This is a genomic window from Clostridium sp. HBUAS56017 (assembly GCF_007115085.1).
GTDB classification, from domain to species: domain Bacteria; phylum Bacillota; class Clostridia; order Clostridiales; family Clostridiaceae; genus Clostridium; species Clostridium cibarium.
Genome location: NZ_SULK01000003.1, coordinates 56,814 through 78,579 on the forward strand (window position 1 = coordinate 56,814; position 21,766 = coordinate 78,579).

Annotated in this window: 5 protein-coding genes; all 5 read left to right on the plus strand. The window is 28.1% G+C overall.

The genetic code is table 11. From position 1 onward, the window contains the following. The first annotated feature begins 121 nt into the window (after positions 1-121). Positions 122-2,140 carry a phosphatase PAP2 family protein gene (locus FAY47_RS04170; RefSeq protein WP_143315165.1) on the plus strand — a complete coding sequence of 673 codons (2,019 nt, stop codon included), beginning with the start codon at positions 122-124 and terminating at the stop codon, positions 2,138-2,140. A 483-nt stretch (positions 2,141-2,623) separates the two neighbouring features. Then, a complete protein-coding gene (locus tag FAY47_RS04175; protein ID WP_143315166.1) occupies positions 2,624-3,502 on the plus strand; it encodes an ABC transporter ATP-binding protein in 879 nt (292 codons plus the stop codon). Continuing rightward, positions 3,502-5,175, plus strand: a complete 1,674-nt coding sequence (locus tag FAY47_RS04180; protein WP_143315167.1) for a hypothetical protein — start codon at positions 3,502-3,504, stop codon at positions 5,173-5,175. Before FAY47_RS04175 ends, FAY47_RS04180 begins: the two co-directional genes overlap by 1 nt. A gap of 11 nt (positions 5,176-5,186) precedes the next feature. Beyond that, the gene (locus FAY47_RS20210; protein WP_185966715.1) at positions 5,187-5,342 is read left to right on the plus strand and encodes a hypothetical protein; all 156 of its coding nucleotides are present in this window, start codon (positions 5,187-5,189) and stop codon (positions 5,340-5,342) included. 168 nt (positions 5,343-5,510) lie between these two features. Continuing rightward, on the plus strand, positions 5,511-21,689 hold the full coding sequence (locus FAY47_RS04185; protein ID WP_143315168.1) for a non-ribosomal peptide synthetase: 16,179 nt from the start codon (positions 5,511-5,513) through the stop codon (positions 21,687-21,689). Positions 21,690-21,766 lie beyond the last annotated feature (77 nt).

Genomic DNA, 21,766 nt, shown 5'->3' on the forward strand with positions numbered 1-21,766 from the left:
ATTCCTAAACTGATTAATATTACTTTTTCTTAACATTAAGTTAACCCTTTCATGATATAAGTTTGCAATTTATTAATGTAATATGGCAAGTGAGAAGCTAAACAGAAAGGATAAGATTTAAATGAATTACAAAAATAAAATTATTCCACTAGTTTTAATTGTAGCAGTTTCACAAACCTGCATAGCTAAAAGTACTTCTGCTAGTACATATATTGATCCTAATCCAGGATCTTATGGATATTACGTAGATACATGGAAAAACAATAATACTTCTAATATGACTCCAAATACCAACCCTGCAATAGGAGTACTTTCAGAATATCTTAAACTTTGGACTCCAGGAAGTGCATGGAATAACGGAACTATACTTAACAATGAAATTCATAATGCTAATATACAAAAATCAATTGATATAACAAAAAATCGTACTGATATGGAAGCCCATCAAGCTTATCTAGATGATCGTAGAGATCAAAACTATGGCATAGTTGATGGACTTGGTAAATATACTGATGCATTCCGTAATGGATCCCATGCTGGAACAACAATACCTGATGAAATTCCTCAAGATGCTAATCAAAAAAAATATGATGATAAAGGAAATAGTAATGGTAATTGGGCTGATACTGATTCCAACCTTGGAAACATGGTAAATTTAATAAATACTATGAGAAATTCTTCAGCTTCAACCACCCCTGCTAAAAATTACTTTCAATATAAACGTCCATGGCGTTGGAGTAATAGTGTACAAGTACTTCCAACACTTGAACCAGCAAAAAGCAGTACTCCTGAAAAGGATGGAGGATTTCCAAGTGGACACACAAATGCAGCAACTATTGCAGCTCTAGGCCTCGCATACTCAACACCAGAACGCTTTCAAGAGATAATTACACGTGCTTCTGAACTTGGGAATGATAGAATAGTTGCAGGAATGCATTCACCTCTTGATGTGATGGGAGGACGTGTTATGGCTACTGCAATTGTTGCAGCTGCTTTAAATAATCCTGATAACCAAAGTTTAAAAACCGCAGCCTATAATGATGCTCATACAAAACTTCTTACACAAAACGGAACCTCAGTTGATAGATTTAGCGATTATAATAAAAATAAACAAGATTATACATATAGATTAACATATGGTTTTCCTCAAATAGGTATAACAACTACTCCGATGAAAGTTCCAAAAGGAGCAGAAGTTTTATTAGAAACGAGACTTCCATACTTAGACTCAAATCAACGTAGAGCTGTTTTATATACAACAGGTATTAAATCTGGTTATCCATTACTTGATGATGCTGAAGGATGGGGAAGACTTAACCTCTTTAGAGCTGCAGATGGATATGGTTCTTTCCTTGACCATGTTGAAGTAAATATGGATGCTTCAAAAGGTGGTTTTAATGCATTAGATAGCTGGCGTAACGATATATCAGGGGTTGGAAGTTTAACTAAAAATGGAACTGGTACCTTAAAATTATCAGGTAACAATACTTTTAGTGGTGGAACAGAAGTGAATAACGGAAACCTTGAAGCTGATTCATCTACTGCTTTTGGTGCTGGAAATCTAAAAAATAATGGTGGAAAAGTGACAGAAAATGTATCTGGTCCAGTATTTATAAAAGATGCCTATTCTCAAGGCTCAAATAGTACACTAGAGCTTAATATAAGCGGTGACACAGATATTCTAAAGATTGGAGATAAAGCAAATTTCGCTGGGACATTAAAGCTTAACTTCTTAAATAATTATATCCCTGCTGATGGTTCTACTATAATAACCTACAAAAAAGATGGAGGAAGCGGGGCATTTTCTTCAGTTGAAACAACAGGATTACCTAAAGGATATACTGTATCTGTAGCTCAAAATGCTGATAATATTAGTTTAAAAGTAAACAATGGACAAGCAGATAATAAAGAAGCAAAGGCAACTTCAGTTTCAGTTAGCGGAAAAGCTAGTGTTAATTCACCTAACCAAGGAACAAATGATAATGGGCAAGTTCAAAAAGAAGGAAATAACACTAAAACTTTAGTAAAGACAGGAGATTTTGCAGGTACAAACTTATTTGTTACTGTATTATTACTACTTGCTAGTACAGCTTCAGGAATTATTTTTGGAAGAAAAAGAAAACTAAGATGGTTTAAGTGATATTAGGTTCAATAATATATAAAGGTTATATTAGAATATTCTAATATGGTAATATTCCAGTATGGTAATATTCTTAAGAATATGCTGTAAAAATGCTAGCTGAGAAGTATTCTAATAAAAATAATAGATAAATTTTTAAAGAACGGATAAGTTTTGTCCGTTCTTTTCTATTTGCTAGAAATATGATTAACAAATTTCTTATAGTTATTTTTTCAGTGACTTATGACATGAAAAAAGGATTTAATAATTTTTAAATAGTTAACTTTAAGTAAAAAATTTTTAACAAAAAGAAAGCAATTATCAAAGCTTAATTATTAACCTATTATATATGGGAATTAAGCAAGGTAAAATTTTAAACAGAGACAAATTCCATATTATTGAATATTTGACATTTAAAGATGAGTGTAGTATTATTTAGAAAGTTAATAGTTCTATTTTAGAAGTCATAAGATTTTATCTAGTTATATAAGGAGGACTTAATAAATGAAACTTACTATAAAAAACTTAAGTAAAAAATACGGAAAGGATTTTTGGGCACTAAAAAACTTTAATTTGGAGTTAGAAAATGGTGTACTAGGACTTTTAGGGCCTAATGGTGCTGGAAAATCTACATTGATGAGGATTATAACTACTATTTCAAAGCCAACGGAAGGATGTGTGCTTTTTAACGGGGAAGACATTCATAAAAATCCTCAGATTATAACTAATAATATTGGATACCTTCCACAAGATTTTGGTGTATACCCAAATTTAAATGCTGTTGATTTTTTAAGATATATTGCTGCTGTAAAAGGTATTAATATGACTATAGCAACAAAAAGAATAAAAGAATTGATAGAAGCTCTCAATTTAAGTGAAGCAGCTAAAAAGAGTATTGGAAGTTATTCTGGAGGAATGAGACAAAGAATAGGTATTGCGCAGGCATTACTAAATAACCCTAAAATATTAGTAGTAGATGAACCTACAGTTGGATTAGATCCAGAGGAGAGAGTGAAATTTAGAAACTTAATTTCAGATCTAGCTGGAGAAAGAATTGTAATCCTCTCAACTCATATAGTTTCTGATGTAGAAGCTACTGCTTCTAATATTGCAATAATGAATAAAGGAAGCTTAATATCAAAATGCACTATAGAAGAGCTATTAGACAAAATTGAAAATATGGTTTGGGATTGCGTGGTTCGAGAAGATGAATTAGTAAGTATAAGAAGTAAATATATAATAAGTAATACCATTCGAAGAAATGATGGTGTACATGTAAGGATTTTATCGAAGAATAAACCTCTTGAAAAGTGCAAAAATATTTTTCCTACTCTTGAAGATGCATATTTGTATCAAGTTAATTGCAGTGGAGGTACCTTATAATGAAAGGGTTTCAAGTAATATATGAAGTAGCTAGAGCAGATTTTCTTCAGCGAATTAAGCAAAAAAGTACATTAATAGCTATAGCGTTTATGATGTATTTCTCATATTTAGCTGTTCCAGATATTAAAGCCACTTATTATAATACGGTATTTGGCATGGAAAACAATGTTGCCTATAGAGGGATATATAATTCTGCTTGGATTGGATTTCTAGTTACATTCATTGTAGTAACATATATGACTTTAATTGGTTTCTTTCTTACGAAAAATACAATTAGCAGAGATAAACAAACAAAAGTTGGTCAGGTTATTGCAGCTTCAGATGTAAAAGATGTAAATTATCTATTTGGTAAAGTACTTAGTAATTTTATTTATCTAGCTATAATGGTAGGAATATTTATGCTAGTAGCTATATTTCTTCAATTGACCAGGGGAGAATCCACTGAATTGGATTTGTGGAAACTTATTTCTCCATTTATATTTATAGCAATTCCTGCTATGTTTATTACTGGAGTTTTATCGGTAATTTTTGATTCTACACCTTCTCTGCAAAAGACAGGAGGAAATATTTTATATTTCTTTTTATGGTGCGGAATAGTTGCTCTTTCTGTTTTAGGAACAATAGGAAAGCTTATTCCACTTGAATTTGTAAGAAATATTTTTAGTCAAATTAGTCGTTATATAGATGTGTTTGGGATAGGTAAATTATCTGCTTCCATGTTAAATGGAATTTTAGAAAATTATCCAAACTTTAATGGAGGCTTCACATTAGGTTCTGGTGTGGGAATAACAGAAATTAATACTTTTAAGTGGGATGGAATTGAATGGAGCACAGCTATATTATTACCAAGACTTCTGTGGATTTTACTGACTGTTGTACTATTTATATATGCTTCTAGTAAATTCAAAAAAGAATATCTTATCGATAAAGTGATTAGTATAAGAAAACCAATAAAAATTAGAAAGTCAAAGAAAAAGACTAAGAATGACTTAGAAGTGAATAGTGGAAGCAAGTCAAGAAGCTTAGCATATTACGCAACAAATGATATAACTGAAGATCGATTTAGCTTTTTAGATATGATCATTGAAGAATTAAACTTAATGTTAAAAGGTGTATCTCCATGGTGGTTTCTTATACAGGGAGTTTTAATACTTAATATTGTACCAGTTCCTAATGATGTTGCTATGAGTTCTATTATTCCAGCAACATTTATAGCACCTTTACTTGTTTGGTCAAAAGCAGGAACACTTGACAATAAATATGGAACTGAACAATATCTTTTTAGTTGCAAGCATTATAGAATAGATCAATTTGTAGCTTTATGGATATCTGTAGCAATTTTTACATTACTAATTTCAGTAAGCACGATAATAAAAATTTTAGTTTCTGTAGGTTTTGTAAATGTTCTAGCTCTATTAGTTGGAATAGCATTTATATCATCACTTGCTGTATTTTTAGGAATGGTAAGTGGAAATACAATTTTATTTGAATTAATATATATGGCATTATGGTATTTAGGCCCATTAAATAAGATTCCAGTCTTTGATTTTCTTGGATTTACTAAAGAATCTATTTCTATGGGAACACCAATTATTTATGCATTAATTAGTGTTATTTTAATATTTATAGCACTTTTAAGTAGAATAAAAAAAGTTGAAAAAAAATTTAATTAGGAGGAAAATTTATGCAATTACTTACACTCAATCTTTTAGGTGGATTTATAGCTCTTTTGATAGGAGGAATATTATACTATAGAAATAAAGAGCAGAAAGCTTTTTTAATTATAGTTGCATTAGGACTATTAGATATAGTTATAACTACAATTAGACTTATTTTATAATAAGCCTAATTGCATTACATATTAAATTTATTTTTTTGCTTTATTTGATATAAAGCAAAAAAAAATCGAGTTATATTCCATTTTTATCTATTTCTGAGTGAGTAATACATTAATTTCAAAAAATATAATACATGTAAAAAAAGGGTTTTAATAAAGGGGGAGAAATTAATGAGTGTAAAAAAAAATAGTAAACTTGAATATTGGCAAGATAGGTTAAATGGCGAAATACCAGTAACTAATATTCCAACAGATTATAAAGTATCTGTCAATAAATTTCAAGAAAAAATTATAAAGTTTAGTTTGGAGGAAGAATTAAGTAATAAAATTGATTGTATTACAGAAAAAATGGGAGTAAAAAAATTTGATTTTTTCTTGTCTTTATTTTACATAGCACTGTCCAAAAAAAGTGGGCAAGAAGATATTATTGTAGAGATTCTAACATCTGAAAATATAGAATCTAATATTATAGACAATAAACATATTCCAATCAGAAATTATCCAGCTTCCACTAAATATTTTAGTGCTTTTCTAAAGGAAGTTAATAAAAATTTGAAAGAAGATTTAAAACATAAGAACTTTGATTTTACTAAATTGTTAGACACGCTTGCTCCTGAAAAAACTGGTGATACTTTATCCGAAGTTTTTTTCAACTATATAGGTGATGGTAATGAAATAGATTTTAAAGCAGGGGAAAGAAATGAATCAGGTTGTAACTTTTTAGGAAATATGTTTTTAGAAATAGTAGAAAACACTAATACATATAGTTGTAGTTTAAAATATAACTGCAATGCTTTTGAAGAAGAGACTATTGATAGATTTAAAGAACATTTTATTAATACTCTAAAGTTAATATTACATAATTATGAAATTAAAATAAGTGACATTGATATAATTTCTGAATATGAGAAAGAGCTAATTCTAAATAGGTTTAACGACACAAAAAAAGATTATATGAGCGAAAAAACTATTTATAAATTATTTGAAGAACAAGTTATAAAAACACCAAATAATATTGCAGTAATATTTGAAGATAGACAATTAACTTACAAAGAGCTTAATGATAAATCCAATCAATTAGCAAGAGTATTAAGAGAAAAAGGTGTTAAGGAAGAAAGCGTAGTAGGAATTATGCTAGATAGATCACTAGAAATGATAGTAGGAATTATGGGTATATTAAAAGCAGGAGGAGCATATTTACCAATAGCAACTCACTATCCTATCCAAAGAATTGAATATATGGCTAAGGATAGTAAGATGACTGTTTTATTATCTCAAGAAAAATATTTAGAAAAACTATCAGAAATAGAAGATATATTAACTATTTTAAATGTTGAAAGTGATGATTTATATAAAGGAAACTGTGAAAATTTGGTACCTTTAAGTACATCTAAAAACTTAGCATATGTAATATACACTTCTGGTTCTACAGGAAAACCAAAGGGGGTTATGATAGAGCATCATTCAGTTATAAACAGAATAAGCTGGATGCAAAGCAAATATCCAATTTCTCCTGATGATGTAATACTTCAAAAAACTCCATATACTTTTGATGTATCGGTATGGGAGATATTTTGGTGGTCTTTTGTGGGCGCAAAGGTTTGTATGTTGTACCCTGATGGAGAAAAGGATCCAGATAGAATTATTAATGCTATAAGCAAAAACAAAGTAACAACTCTTCATTTTGTTCCATCTATGCTAAATGTATTTTTAGATTATATTGAAGATTTCAATAGTGATAATTATGCCGATAAATTAAGTAGTATAAAGCAAGTATTCTGTAGCGGTGAAGCACTACATGTTGAACAAGCTGATAGATTTAATAAAATGTTATATAGAAAAACTGGAGCAAAGCTAGCAAATTTATATGGTCCAACAGAAGCGACCGTTGATGTATCATATTTTGATTGCTCAGAAGATACAGAACTAAAAAGCATTCCAATTGGAAAACCTATTGATAATATTAAACTATATGTTTTAAATAAAGAAAAGAAACTTCAACCAATAGGAATTCAAGGAGAATTATACATATCAGGTGTAGGAGTAGCAAGAGGTTATCTAAATAACCCTACTTTAACTGCTGAAAAGTTTATAGAGAATCCATTTGTCCCTGGAGAAAAAATGTATAAAACAGGTGATCTTGCAAAGTGGAATTCAGATGGAAATATTGAATACTTAGGAAGAATAGACCATCAAGTTAAGATTAGAGGTTTTAGAATTGAATTAGGTGAAATAGAAAAAGAAATATTAAAGTTTAAAAACATGAAAGAAACTGTAGTTATAGATAGATTGGACAATGGTGGAAATAGATATCTATGTGGATATATAGTTTCTGATGTAACAATAGACGTTAAAGAACTTAAAGATTTTCTAAATAAATCATTAATTGAATATATGGTTCCACCATATATAATACAATTATCAAAAATGCCACTTACTGATAATGGTAAGTTAGATAGGAAAAAGTTACCTGAACCTAATATCACACAGTTAGAAAGAGAATATATAAAGCCATCAACAGAATTAGAGATAAAAATTGAAAGTATATGGAGTGAGATTTTAGGATTATCTCAAATAGGAGTAACTGACAACTTCCTAGAATTAGGGGGGCATTCATTAAAGGCAATAAGTATAGTAAGTAAAATAAGAAGAAATCTTAAGATAAAAATTAAGGTTGCTGATATATTTGAAAATCCAACAATACAAAAGTTATCACAATTTATTGAAAAACATAATTTTAAAGATGAAACTGAGATTTTAGAAGAATATGATGGAATTAAATGCATCCCAGAAAAGGAGTTTTACGAAACATCATTTGTTCAAAAAAGAATGTATGCTATAAATCAAATTGATCTAGAAAGCATAAATTATAATGAACCAGAAATATATACTGTATATGGAAATATAGATAAGCAAAAGTTTGAAAATGCATTACAACAGCTGATAAATAGACATGAATCATTAAGAACAAGTTTTCACGTAGTAGATGGAGAAATTGTTCAAAAGATTAATAAAAATATTAAGGTTCCAATAGAATATTTCAAGTATAGTGGTAACTTCAGTAATATGGAAGAATATATTAACAAGCAAATTGACAATCTAATATATCCTTTTAACTTAAGCAAGGCACCTCTTATTAGATTATCTGTTATTGAACTTGATGATATAGATATTATAGTTTTAGATATTCATCATATAGTTACTGATGGTATTTCAAGCGAAATAATAATTAAAGAGCTTGTAGACCTATATGAAGGAAAAACTCTAGATAAATTAGAAATTCAATATAAAGATTTCGCACATTGGCAAAATAATTTATATAAAAATGGTTATTTAGATAATCAAGAAAAATACTGGCTTGAAAAGTTTAAAGGGGATATCCCTGTGCTAAATATGCCGACAGATTATAGTAGACCAGCTTATCAAAATTTTAATGGAAACACTATTTTCTTTAATATAAGTGCTGATTTAACTACAAAATTAGATAGCATTGTAAAGAAAACAGGCACAACAAGATATATGTTGCTAGCTACTGCATTTATGGTGGTTTTGTCTAGATATAGTGGTCAAGATGATATAGTTATAGGAACTCCTTCTTCAGGAAGAAGTAATGATAGTTTAAACAATATTGTTGGAATGTTTGTAAATTCGCTTGCAATTAGAAATAAACTTAATCCTAACAGCACTTTTATTGAAACACTTAATGAAGTAAAAAATACTATATTAGATGCTTTTGAAAATCAAGATTATGATTTTGCTAATTTAGTTGAAAAGTTAAATATAAAGCAAGAAGCTAATAGAAATCCTATTTTTGACATAATGTTTTCTGTACAAGACTTTAATTTAAACTATGAAGATAGTAAAACAATTAAATTAAAAAGATATTTAAGAAAAGATACTATAGCAAAACTTGATATGACAGTAATTATGAATGATAACTATGAAGGGTTGATTCAATACAAGACTAAACTATTTAAATATGAGACTATTACAAGATTCATTGATAATTATAAAAATGTATTAAATCAACTAGTATCAAATATAGATATAAATCTTAATGAAATAGAAGTTGCAACTGAAAAAGAAAGAGATACTATTCTAAATGGTTTTAATAATACAAAGACAAATACTTTAATTCTTAAAGGTGCTAAAGAGATGTTTGAAGAAACTGCAAAGAAACTCAAAGATAAACCTGCACTAATAAGTAAAGATGGAACAATAACTTATAAAGAATTAAATGAAAGGGCTAACCAGATAGCTCACTTATTAAGAAAGAAAGGTATTGGTAGAAACAATATTATAGGAATTCTTTGTGATAGAACAATCGAAACAGCTATTTCTATGATAGCAGTAATAAAATCAGGGGCTGCTTATTTGCCAATAGATAATAATTATCCACAATCAAGAAAGAAATACATGATTGAAGATAGCAAATGCAAAATGTTACTAGGAAACATAAAACAATTATCTCAAGATGATTTTAATGAATATAATATAGAAACATTAGTTACAGACAATAAAGAAATATGTAAAGAAAGTATAGAAAATTTGGAAAGTATAAATGAATTAGATGATCTTATGTATACAATATATACCTCAGGATCAACAGGAAAGCCAAAAGGTGTATGTTTGTGTCAAAGAGGGTTAATTAATAGATCGTTAAATTGCATAAATCCTAGTAGAGAAGATCGAATATTACAAGTTATTTCACTTTCATTTGATCCATCAGTTTTGGATATTTGGAAAACGCTATTAAATGGTAAAGAGTTATATATTGCATCTAATGAAGAAATAATGGATTTAAATTCATTAGAAAACGTAGTAAAAACATTTAAAATAACTTCTATGCAGATGCCATCAGCTTTATTTGCAAATGTAGTTTCTGAAAATGTTAATGTATTTAACGGAATTAAAGAGTTAACAGTTGGTGGTGATGTTCTTTCTTCTAATGCAGTTGCAATTTTAGTTGCGACTTATCCAGATATAAAAATAATAAATGCCTATGGACCTACTGAAAACACTATAATTTCAACCGAATATGTAATTGAAAAGTCATGGGATAAAGACAAAACAATTCCAATAGGAAAGCCTATAAATGACGCTAAAGCATATATTGTTGATAAATGTGGCAAGTTATGCCCAATTGGAGTACCAGGAGAACTATTAGTAGGTGGAGTAGGAGTTGCAAAAGGATATTTAGATCGTGAAGAACTTACAAAAGATAAGTTTATAGATAACCCATTTGTTGAAGGTGAAAGCTTATATAAAACTGGAGATCTGGCAAAGTGGTTAGAGGACGGAAATATAGACTTTCTAGGAAGAATAGATAATCAAGTAAAAATAAGAGGTTTTAGAATTGAACTAGGTGAAATTCAAGCTGAACTTTTAAAAGATGAAAAAGTAAAAGAAGCTTTGGTCATTGAAAATAAAGATAATAGAGGTGTTGGATACTTATGTGCATATGTTACTAGTAATGAAAAGATTTCCTCAGAAAAAATGAAGAAAAGTTTAAGTTTCAATTTACCAGATTATATGATACCAGCTTATATTATCCAAATTGAAGGATTGCCAATGACTTCAAATGGGAAGATAGATACAAGCTTGCTACCTAAACCTGATTTATCTCAAAATATTAATGAATATATAGAACCAATAAATGAGCAAGAGCAAATAATGGCTGATATATGGGGTGAGGTTTTAGGAATAGATAAAGTAGGTACAAATTATAATTTTTATGATATTGGTGGAGATTCAATAAAGGCTATACAAATTGTATCAAGACTTACTAAACATAAAATTAAGATAGAAGTTAAGGATATCTTGAAATACAAGACTATAAAAACTATTTCAAATTACATTAAAAAGTTTGAAACTAATATATCACAGGATTTGGTAGAAGGAGAGATAATACCAACACCTATTATAAAAGATTTTACTAGAACTTCTAAAAAGATATTTAACCATTTTAATCAATCTATGATGATATACAGTAAAAAAGGTTTTGATGAAAACAACATAAAAGAAGCTATGAATAGCATTTTAACTCATCATGATGCCTTAAGAATGATATTAAAATATGATGATAACAAAATCACTCTGTACAATAATGGGTTAACTGAAAACTTATTTGGTTATGTTAGATTTGACTTTACTAAAAATCTAGAATATGAAAAAGCAATAGAAATGGAGGCTGAAAAGTTACAACGATCTATCGATGTTGAAGAAGGGCCTTTAGTAAAATTAGCATTATTTAAAACAAAGAATGGAGATCATTTGCTTTTTGTAATTCATCACCTTGTTATAGATGGTATGTCTTGGAGAATATTATTTGAGGATTTTTCCAATGCATATAGAGCCTTAGAAGAAGAAAGAGAAATAAAATTTCCTCTAAAAACAACTTCTTTTAAAGATTGGGCAAAGAAACAATATGAATATGCAAACAGTAGTAAATTCCTTAAAGAATTAGAGTATTGGAATAGTATTATACCAAAAGAGCCACTAGGAAAAATGCCAAAATACAATGTGACAGATGAAATATTATTTAAAGATATGAATTCTAAGACTATTACTTTAGATAAAAATACAACAAAGAAATTATTAAGAGAAACTAATAGAGCATATAATACTGAAATAAATGATATTTTATTATCTTCATTAGGAATTGCTGTTAAAGAGTGGAGTGGAATTAATAAAGTAGCCGTAACATTAGAAGGCCATGGAAGAGAAAATATAATTGAAAATATAGATATTACAAGAACGATTGGATGGTTTACAAGTTGTTTCCCAGTAGTTTTAGATTTAACTGACAATGACTTGGCGTCTAATATAAAAAGAAATAAAGAGATCTTGAAAAAGGTACCAAATAAAGGTATAGGATTTGGTATGTTAAAACATTTAACAGAAGATTTCAATAAAAATAAAGAAAACTTTAATCTAAAAACAGAAATAAGTTTTAATTACTTAGGGCAATTTGATGAAGATGTTAATAATGAATTATTTGAGTTTTCTAATATATCAAGTGGTACAGAAATAAGTCCTGAATTTAAAGCAACAGATAGTATTCAGATAAATTCAATGGTACAAAATGGAGAATTAAAAGTAATTATTGAATATAACACTAAAGAATACACTGACGAGGTAGCAACTAAATTTATTGATATATTGAAAGAAAAAATAGAGCTTGTAATACGTCATTGTAGTGAAAAGCTTGATGTTGAGCTAACACCTACAGATTATGGAATTAATGATTATACATTAGAAGATTTAGAAGAGATTAGATCATTTATTAAAGAAAATGTTGATGAAGATGCAATAATAGAAAGTATCAATAAGCTTATTCCTATTCAAGAAGGAATGTTATATACGTATTTAAATGATAAAAATACAACTGCATATGTATTACAAATGGAATTAGAAGTAAAGGGTAAATTGGATTTATCTATATTAAATAAGGCTTATAATGAATTACTTAATAGATATAGCATTTTAAGAACAGTAATTTTTAATCACTGGAAGCATCCAGCGCAAATAGTTATTAAAAATAGAAAAACAGAAATCATATATGAAGATTTTAGCGAAAAAGATAATGTAGAAAAAGATTATCAAGAATATGCTAAAGAAATTATTAACAAAGGTTTCGATTTAAGTAAGGATGTATTATTTAAAGTAAGTGTAGTTAAAACAGGTGATAAAGATTACAAGGTAGTAATAACAGCTCATCATATAATCATAGACGGATGGTCCAATTCTATAATTATTAACGAGTTATTCAATATATACAATGCAATAGAAAAGGGAGAATCAATTCCTAAAGAAAACTTAAGATATGAGGAATACTTAGCATGGCTATCTAAACAAAACAAAGAAGAAGGGCTTAACTATTGGAAAGAATATCTTGATGATTATAATGAAACTTCAATACTTCCAGCTAAAAAGAATACTACAGGAAATTATAAAGAAGGAATTTTAAACTTTTCTATAGATAAAAATCTTAGTGAAAAACTAGATAAAGTTGCAGTTAAGTGTGATGTTACACTAAATACAGTATATCAAGTTGCATGGGGATTGGTACTTCAAAAATATACTTCAAGTAATGATGTTGTATTTGGAACTGTTGTCTCAGGAAGATCAGCAAAAGTTACTAATATAGAAAAGATGGTTGGAATGTTCATAAATACTATTCCAGCAAGAATAAAAGCTGATGACTGTGTAACAATACTAAATCTTTTACAAAAAGTACAACAAGATAATAATAATACAAAGAAATATGAGCATATTGCTTTATCAGAAATTCAAGAGATTACACCTTTAAGAGATCAATTAATACAAAACATAATGGTTTTTGAAAATTATCCAATTGATAATAGCAAAAATTATGAGGAAAGTTTAATTGTAAAAGAACTAAAGTCAAGAGAACAAACTGATTATCCTTTAAATATATCATTTGAAAAACAAGATACATTAAAAATTCAATATATGTATAACAAAAATATATATGATGATGAATTTATTGAACAATTAACTAATAAATTAATTTCAGTATTTAAAATAATGATCAATAATGTTGAAACATCAGTTAAGGATATAGAAAAAGTAGATGAAATAGAAAAGAGAAGAATCTTAATTGATTTTAATAATACAAAGAAAAAGTATAAAAATGATAAAACAGTAAAAGAAGTATTTGAAGAACAGGTAATAGAATCTCAAGATAAAACTGCTATCGTATCTAGAGGAGAGAAAATAAGCTATAGAGAGCTTAATGAAAAAGCAAATCAAATTGCACGCTTGTTAAAGGAAAAAGGTGTAGGTAAGGGAACTATTGTCCCAATAATATGCGATAGAAGTTTGCAAACTATAGTATTAATGGTTGCTACAATAAAATCAGGAGGAGCATATTTACCAATCGATGAAGAATATCCAAAATCAAGGATAAGATATATGCTTGAAGATAGTAAAAGTAAGATATTGCTAGCAAAGGAAAGTGAATATACACGATTAGATTTAGAAAATTTAAATATAGAATTACTAAAAATAAATGATAAGGATTTAAATGTAAGTAAAGAAAACTTAGAAGACTTAAATGGACCTGATGATCTAGCTTATGTTATTTATACTTCAGGATCTACCGGAAATCCTAAAGGTGTATGTTGTAAAAATAGAGGATTAATTAATCTTGTTAAAGATCCAGAGTACATGGATAAGAAAGAGCTTGAAAGAGTATTGCAATCAGGATCTTTATCCTTTGATGCATCTGTATTCCAAATTTGGATCACTTTATTAAATGGTGGTGAGATTCATTTAGAAGATAAGAGTCTGACAATTGATGAAAAATCATTGCAAGAATATGTAACAAGAAATAAAATAACCTTTATGCTTATACCAACTCCTTTATTCAATCAATATAGTCCAGAGATATTCAAAGGCGTAAAAGCTTTGTTAGTCGGAGGAGATGTTCTTTCCAGCAAGCAAGTATCTAAATTAACAAAAATGTATAAAGATTTGAAAATTATTAACGGTTATGGCCCAACTGAAAATTCAGTTGCATCTACTATGTATGGAATTATAGGAAATTGGGAAGAAGATCACAAAATACCTATAGGTACTCCTATTCAAAATTCAACAGCTTACGTAATGGACTTAAATAATAAGTTGTTACCAATTGGAATAGCAGGAGAATTATATGTAGGTGGAGATGGAATTGCAAAAGGATATTTAAATAGAAGTGAACTTACTAAAGAAAAGTTCATTGAAAATCCATATAAACGAGATGAAATAATATATAAAACTGGAGATTTAGTAAAATGGCTTCCAGATGGCAATCTAGATTTTATAGGAAGAGTTGATAATCAAGTTAAGATAAATGGATTTAGAATAGAGCTTGGTGAAATAGAAGCTAAACTTTTAAAACATAATGAAATAAAAGATGCAGTAGTAATAGATAGATTAGATAGTAAAGGAAATAAGTACCTATGTGGATATATAGTTGCCTTAAGAGAAATGTCTTCATTAGAGATAAAGGAATTTTTAAGGAAAGAACTTCCTAACTACATGATTCCATCATATATAATGCAACTTAAGGAGATGCCACTAACACCAAATGGAAAAACTGATAGAAAAGCCTTACCAAAACCTGATCTTTCAAAGGAATTAGATAATGAATATGTTGCACCTAGAAATGATGTAGAAGAAAAATTGGCAAATGCTTGGAGTGAAGTACTAGGTATAGAAAAAATAGGCGTTAAAGATAATTTTTACGATATTGGAGGAGATTCTATAAAATCTATGCAGATAGTATCTAGAATCAGAAAATATGGTATTATACTTGAAATTAAAGATATACTCGAGTATAAAACTATTGAAGTATTATCTAAGCATGTTAAAAAGGATATGTTAGAGTTTTCTCAAGGAGAGGTAAAAGGAGAAATTGAATTGACCCCTATTATGAAAAAGTTTATAGGTATTAAAAATAATGTCTATACTCATTTTAATCAGTCTATGATAATTCATAGTTATGAGGGATTTGATGATGATAAAGTTCAAAAAGTAATGAAAGCTATTGTAAGCCATCACGATATACTAAGGAGCGTTTTAAAATATACTGATACAGTTAAGATGTATAATCGAGGAATTGAAGAGAAATTATTTGATTTTGCAAAATATGATTTAAGAGAAATTTCGGATTTTAAAGCTTCCATTGAAATAGAAGGTCAAAAGATTCAGGAATCCATGAACACTGAAAGTGGCCCACTAGTAAAACTAGGGTTATTTAAAACACAAAAAGGAGATTATTTGCTTTTTGTAATACATCATCTTGTTATTGATGGAATGTCTTGGAGAATTTTATTCGAAGATTTCTATAATGGCTATAGTGCATTACAAAATGGACAAGAAATTAAACTACCTCCAAAAACAACTTCATTTAAGGAATGGGCTAAAAAGCAAGTTGAATATGCACAAAGTCCAAAAATTCTAGCCGAGTTAGAATACTGGAATAATATTGTCCCACAAGAGCCTTTAGGAAAAATGCCAAAGTATAATGTGGTTAAGAATTTGTTGTTTAAAGATATGCAATCAAAAACTTTTACTTTCAATAAAGAAATAACAAATAAACTACTAAAGGATACTAATAGGGCATATAACACAGAAATAAACGACATCTTATTGTCAATATTAGGAATTGTCACTAAAAAGTGGAGCGGAAATGATAAAGTAGCGGTAATGTTAGAAGGTCATGGAAGAGAAAATATAATTGAAAATGTGGATATAAACAGAACAATTGGATGGTTTACAAGCTGCTACCCAGTAGTTTTGGATACTAGTGACAGTGATATAGGTTTAAATATAAAAAGAAATAAAGAGATTTTAAGAAAAATTCCTAATAAAGGTATAGGCTATGGAATACTAAGATATCTAACACAAAATGATGCTGTAGATATTGAAAAACTTGATATAAAAACTGAAATAAGTTTTAACTATTTAGGTCAATTTAATGAAGATAAAAATAATTCAATATTTAAACTTACTAACTTAAGAGGAGGCCGTGATGAAAGTACTGAATTTGAAGCTATTAGTAGTATTCAAATAAATTCACTTATACAAGATGATCAATTAACTATAAGTATAGATTTTAATAAATTAGAATATTCCGAAGAAGTAGTTGATAAGTTTATTAGAATATTTAAAGAAAATTTAGTAAAGGTAGTAGATCATTGTTCTCAAAAAGAAGAGGTAGAATATACACCAACAGATTATGGAATAAATGACTATACATTAGAAGAAGTTGATGAGTTAAAATCCTTTGTTAAATCAAATATAGACAATAAAGCAATTGTAAGTAAGATTAATAAATTATCTCCAATGCAAGAAGGTATGCTATACACCTATTTAAAGAACGAGTCTAGCAATGCATATGTACTACAATTAGAATTTAATATACATGGAGAATTAGATTTGGAGATTTTAAAAACTTCATATGAGCATTTATTACACAGGCATGATATTCTAAGAAGCATAATATACAGCAATTCCAGACATTCGGCGCAAGTTGTTTTGGACAATAGAGATAATGAAATTTATTATGAAGATCTTACTCATGAAATTAATACTGAAGAAGCTTGCAAGAAGTATGTAAAAGCGTTGCTTGAAAAAGGATTTGCTTTGGACAAAGATATATTGTTTAAACTTAATGTCGCTAAATTAGGTGAAAAATATTATAGGTTAATAATATCTATCCACCATATAATAGTTGATGGCTGGTCAAATGCAATGTTAATAAATGATTTATTTGACACTTATGAAAGGTTGGAAAATGGTGAAAAATTAAATTATGAAATTAGCACTAGCTATAGCGAATATATTAAATGGTTATATAAGCAAGATAAACAAGATGGCATTAAGTATTGGGCAAAATATCTTAATGACTATAACCAAATTGCTTCGTTACCAAAAAAAGATAATGCAGTAAATAAAGAATATAACCATAGAGAACTTATAGAACAACTAGATATTGATACAACAAGAAAATTACAAGAAATATCTAATAAGTATGGAGTAACTCTAAATACAATTTGCCAAACAGCTTGGGGGCTATTGTTACAGAAATATACTAATAGCGACGATGTTGTATTTGGTATGGTTATGTCTGGAAGACCTCCAGAGATTAAGGGAATAGAAGAGTCAATAGGTATATTTTTAAATACTATCCCTATCAGAATAAATGCTAAAGACAATGAAATAATTTCTGATTTGTTAAAGCAAGTACAAAATGAAGTTAATATGAGTAATAAATATCAATATATAGCTTTATCAGATATTCAAGACCAAAGCGAACTAAGACAAAATCTTATTCAACATATTACAGTATTTGAAAATTATCCTGAAAGTAACAAGTCAAATAAGAAATCTACTATAAAAGTCGAGGAATATCATACAAGAGAACAAACAAGCTATGATTTGGATATTTCATTTATACTAGAAGGAAATTTAAAATATAGAGTTATGTATAATGAAAGTGTATATGAAAATGAAGTTATATCAAATATAACTAAGCAGCTAAAGATTATATTTGAATTTATTTCTGAAAATGTTACTCAATTAATATCTACTATAGAAATATTAGATGAAGATCAAAAGAAAATGATATTAACTGATTTCAACGATACTAAGAGAGAATATGAAAGCAATAAAACAATAAAAGAATTGTTTGAAGAACAGGTAATAAAATCATCAGACAAAATAGCTATTATATCAAAAGGTCAAAAAATAAGTTATAAAGAGCTTAATGAAAAGTCAAATCAAGTTGCACATACATTAAAAGAAAAGGGAATAGGGAAAAATAGCATTGTCCCAGTAATATGCGATAAAAGTATGGAAACTATTGTTTCAATGCTAGCTATAATAAAAGCTGGAGGTGCATATTTACCTATTGATGAAGAATATCCAGAACTAAGAATACGGTACATGATTGAAGATAGCGGAAGCAAAATAATGCTAGCAAAAAGACATCAAATTGATAAGCTTAACTTAGAAAATTTAAATATAAGAATTATGGAGATAGGTTCAAAGGAATTTGACAATAAAGGAAAAGAAAATCTAGAGGATACAAATGGACCTGATGATTTAGCATATATCATTTATACTTCAGGTTCTACTGGAAATCCTAAGGGCGTATGTGTAGGCAATAAAAATATAATTAGATTAGTTAGAAATCAAGATTATATGGAACTAGATTACAATGATAAAATACTTCAAACAGGTTCAATTGCTTTTGATGCCTCAACTTTTGAGATATGGGGATCCCTTATAAATGGATTAACACTATATGTTGCAGAAAAAGATTTAATTTTAAATCAAAAAAGATTGAAAGAATATTTGAAAGAAAATAGTATTTCAATAATGTTTATGACAACAGCATTATTTCATCAATTATGCAATATTGACGTAAGTACTTTTGATAATCTTAAGTATTTGTTAGTAGGTGGAGAAGCTTTAGATACTAACCAATTCAATAAATTTAGAGAACATAATAACTCTACATTATTTATCAACTTGTACGGACCAACAGAAAATACAACATATTCAACATCTTTCTTATTAAACCAACATGACATATGGGTTGAAAATACTACAATCCCAATAGGTAAACCTATATCAAATTCAACAGCATATGTAATGGATAAAAACTTAAGATTATTGCCACCAGGGGTTCCAGGAGAACTATGTGTTGGAGGAGATGGATTAGCAAGGGGATATCTTAATAGAGAAGATCTTACAAGGGAAAAGTTTGTTGAAAATCCATATGTAAAAAGTGAAAAGATTTATAGAACAGGAGACTTAGTAAGATGGTTACCAGATGGTAACATAGAGTTTTTAGGAAGAATTGATTATCAGGTAAAAATACGTGGTTTTAGAATAGAACTAGGAGAAATAGAGAGAGAAATTTTAAAACATGAAAAAGTTAAAGAAGCTGTTGTAATAGATAGGCTAGATAAAAATGAAGACAAGTATCTATGTGGATATATAGTCGGAAGTGTAACTCAGGCTGAAATAAAAGAATTCCTAAAAAATACTTTACCAAGTTATATGATACCAACATATATTATTGAACTTGACAGTATGCCGATTACTGGAAACGGAAAAATAGATAGAAAACTATTGCCTGTTCCTAATCATTCTCAAGTAACCTCTAAATATATTCCACCTAGAGATGAGATAGAAGAAAAACTAGTAGATATTTGGAGTGAAGTATTAGGAGTAGAGAAACCTGGAATAACTGATAACTTCTTCGAATTGGGAGGACATTCATTAAAGGCAACAAATGTATTATTGAAGATATTAAATACATTCAACGTGAAAATAAAGATAGAAGATATATTTGAAAAAGCAACTGTAGAAGAGATGGCAGCGTATGTGAAGAGTTTAATGATTTCTGTAAAAGAGATAGATACATTAGGATTAGATGAGAAAAGTTATTATGATAAAAAGATTGAAGTTGCACCACAGAAAGATTATTATGAATTATCCTCAGCACAAAAGAGGATGTATGCAATAAATCAATTAAATGTAGATAGTACAAATTATAATGTCCCAGGAGCATATTTGTTTAATGGAAAGCTAGATATAAATAAACTTCAAAATGTATTTAATGAAATAATAGCTAGACATGAAAGTCTAAGAACGAAATTTAGCGTTTTAAATGGATTATTTATCCAAGAAATTGAAGAAACTATTAATTTCAAAATCCAACATTTCAAATATGATGATATTGATGAAGAAAATCAAGAGGAAATAGCAGAATTAATACAAAAACATATTATTCCATTTTATTTAGATAAAGCACCTTTAATTAGAGTTGATTTAATAGAATTAAAAAATAATAGTATCTTGTTTATTGATATGCATCACATTATAACAGATGGTGTTTCTATGAAAATTATAATTGAAGAATTTATTAATCTATATGAAGGTAAAAAATTAGAACCAGTAAAATTACAATATAAAGATTTTTCGGAATGGCAAAATAATTTAATTAAAACAGGACAAATGAAGAAACAAAAAGAATTTTGGCTTAAATATTTAAGTGATGATCTTGAAAAACTAGATTTGCCAAAAGATTATATAAATGAAGATAAATATTCTTTCGAAGGAAGAAGTCTTGACATTAAAATTCATAAAGATACATTACTAAAAATAGATGAATATTCAAAGGAAAAGCAACTAAGTAAGTATATATTTATGCTTGCTACTCTAAATATATTACTAAATAAATATACCTTACAGAAAAATATAGTAATTGGAACACCTGTATCTGGAAGAAATAATTTAGATTTGAACAATATAGTTGGAATGTTTGTAAATACATTACCAATTAAATGTACAGTAGAGGATGAAGTATCTTTTGAAAAATTATTAAATGAAGTGAAATTGAATTCGTTGCAAGTATTTGAAAACCAAGATTATCAAATAGAATTTATGTTACAAGAACTTATGAAACAAGGTTTAATAAAGGATAATAATATATTTGATGTGATTTTCTCTTATCAATATGATGATTTTTCATCTATTTGTCTTGATGGTACTAAGTTACAAACACTTGAATTAAAAGCAACTGCCTCTAAAAATGAGTTAACAATAATTGTAGCTGAGAATTGTGATGGACTAACAATAGAATGTGTTTATGATTCCTCTTCATTTAAGGCAGATACAATAGAAGAGTTATTAAATAATTACAAAAATATTATTGAAAGGGTACTTGAAGAACCGAAAGTTTTATTAAAAGATATTAAATTAATTGAAGAAAACATATCAGACAATAATGATAAAAATATAGAAGACTTTTCGTTTAATTTTTAGTTAAAGCTTTGCTCAGATTATAAAAAGGCGAGTAATTCATTTGCTCTCCTTTTTGTAACCTAGCAATATATCAAAAC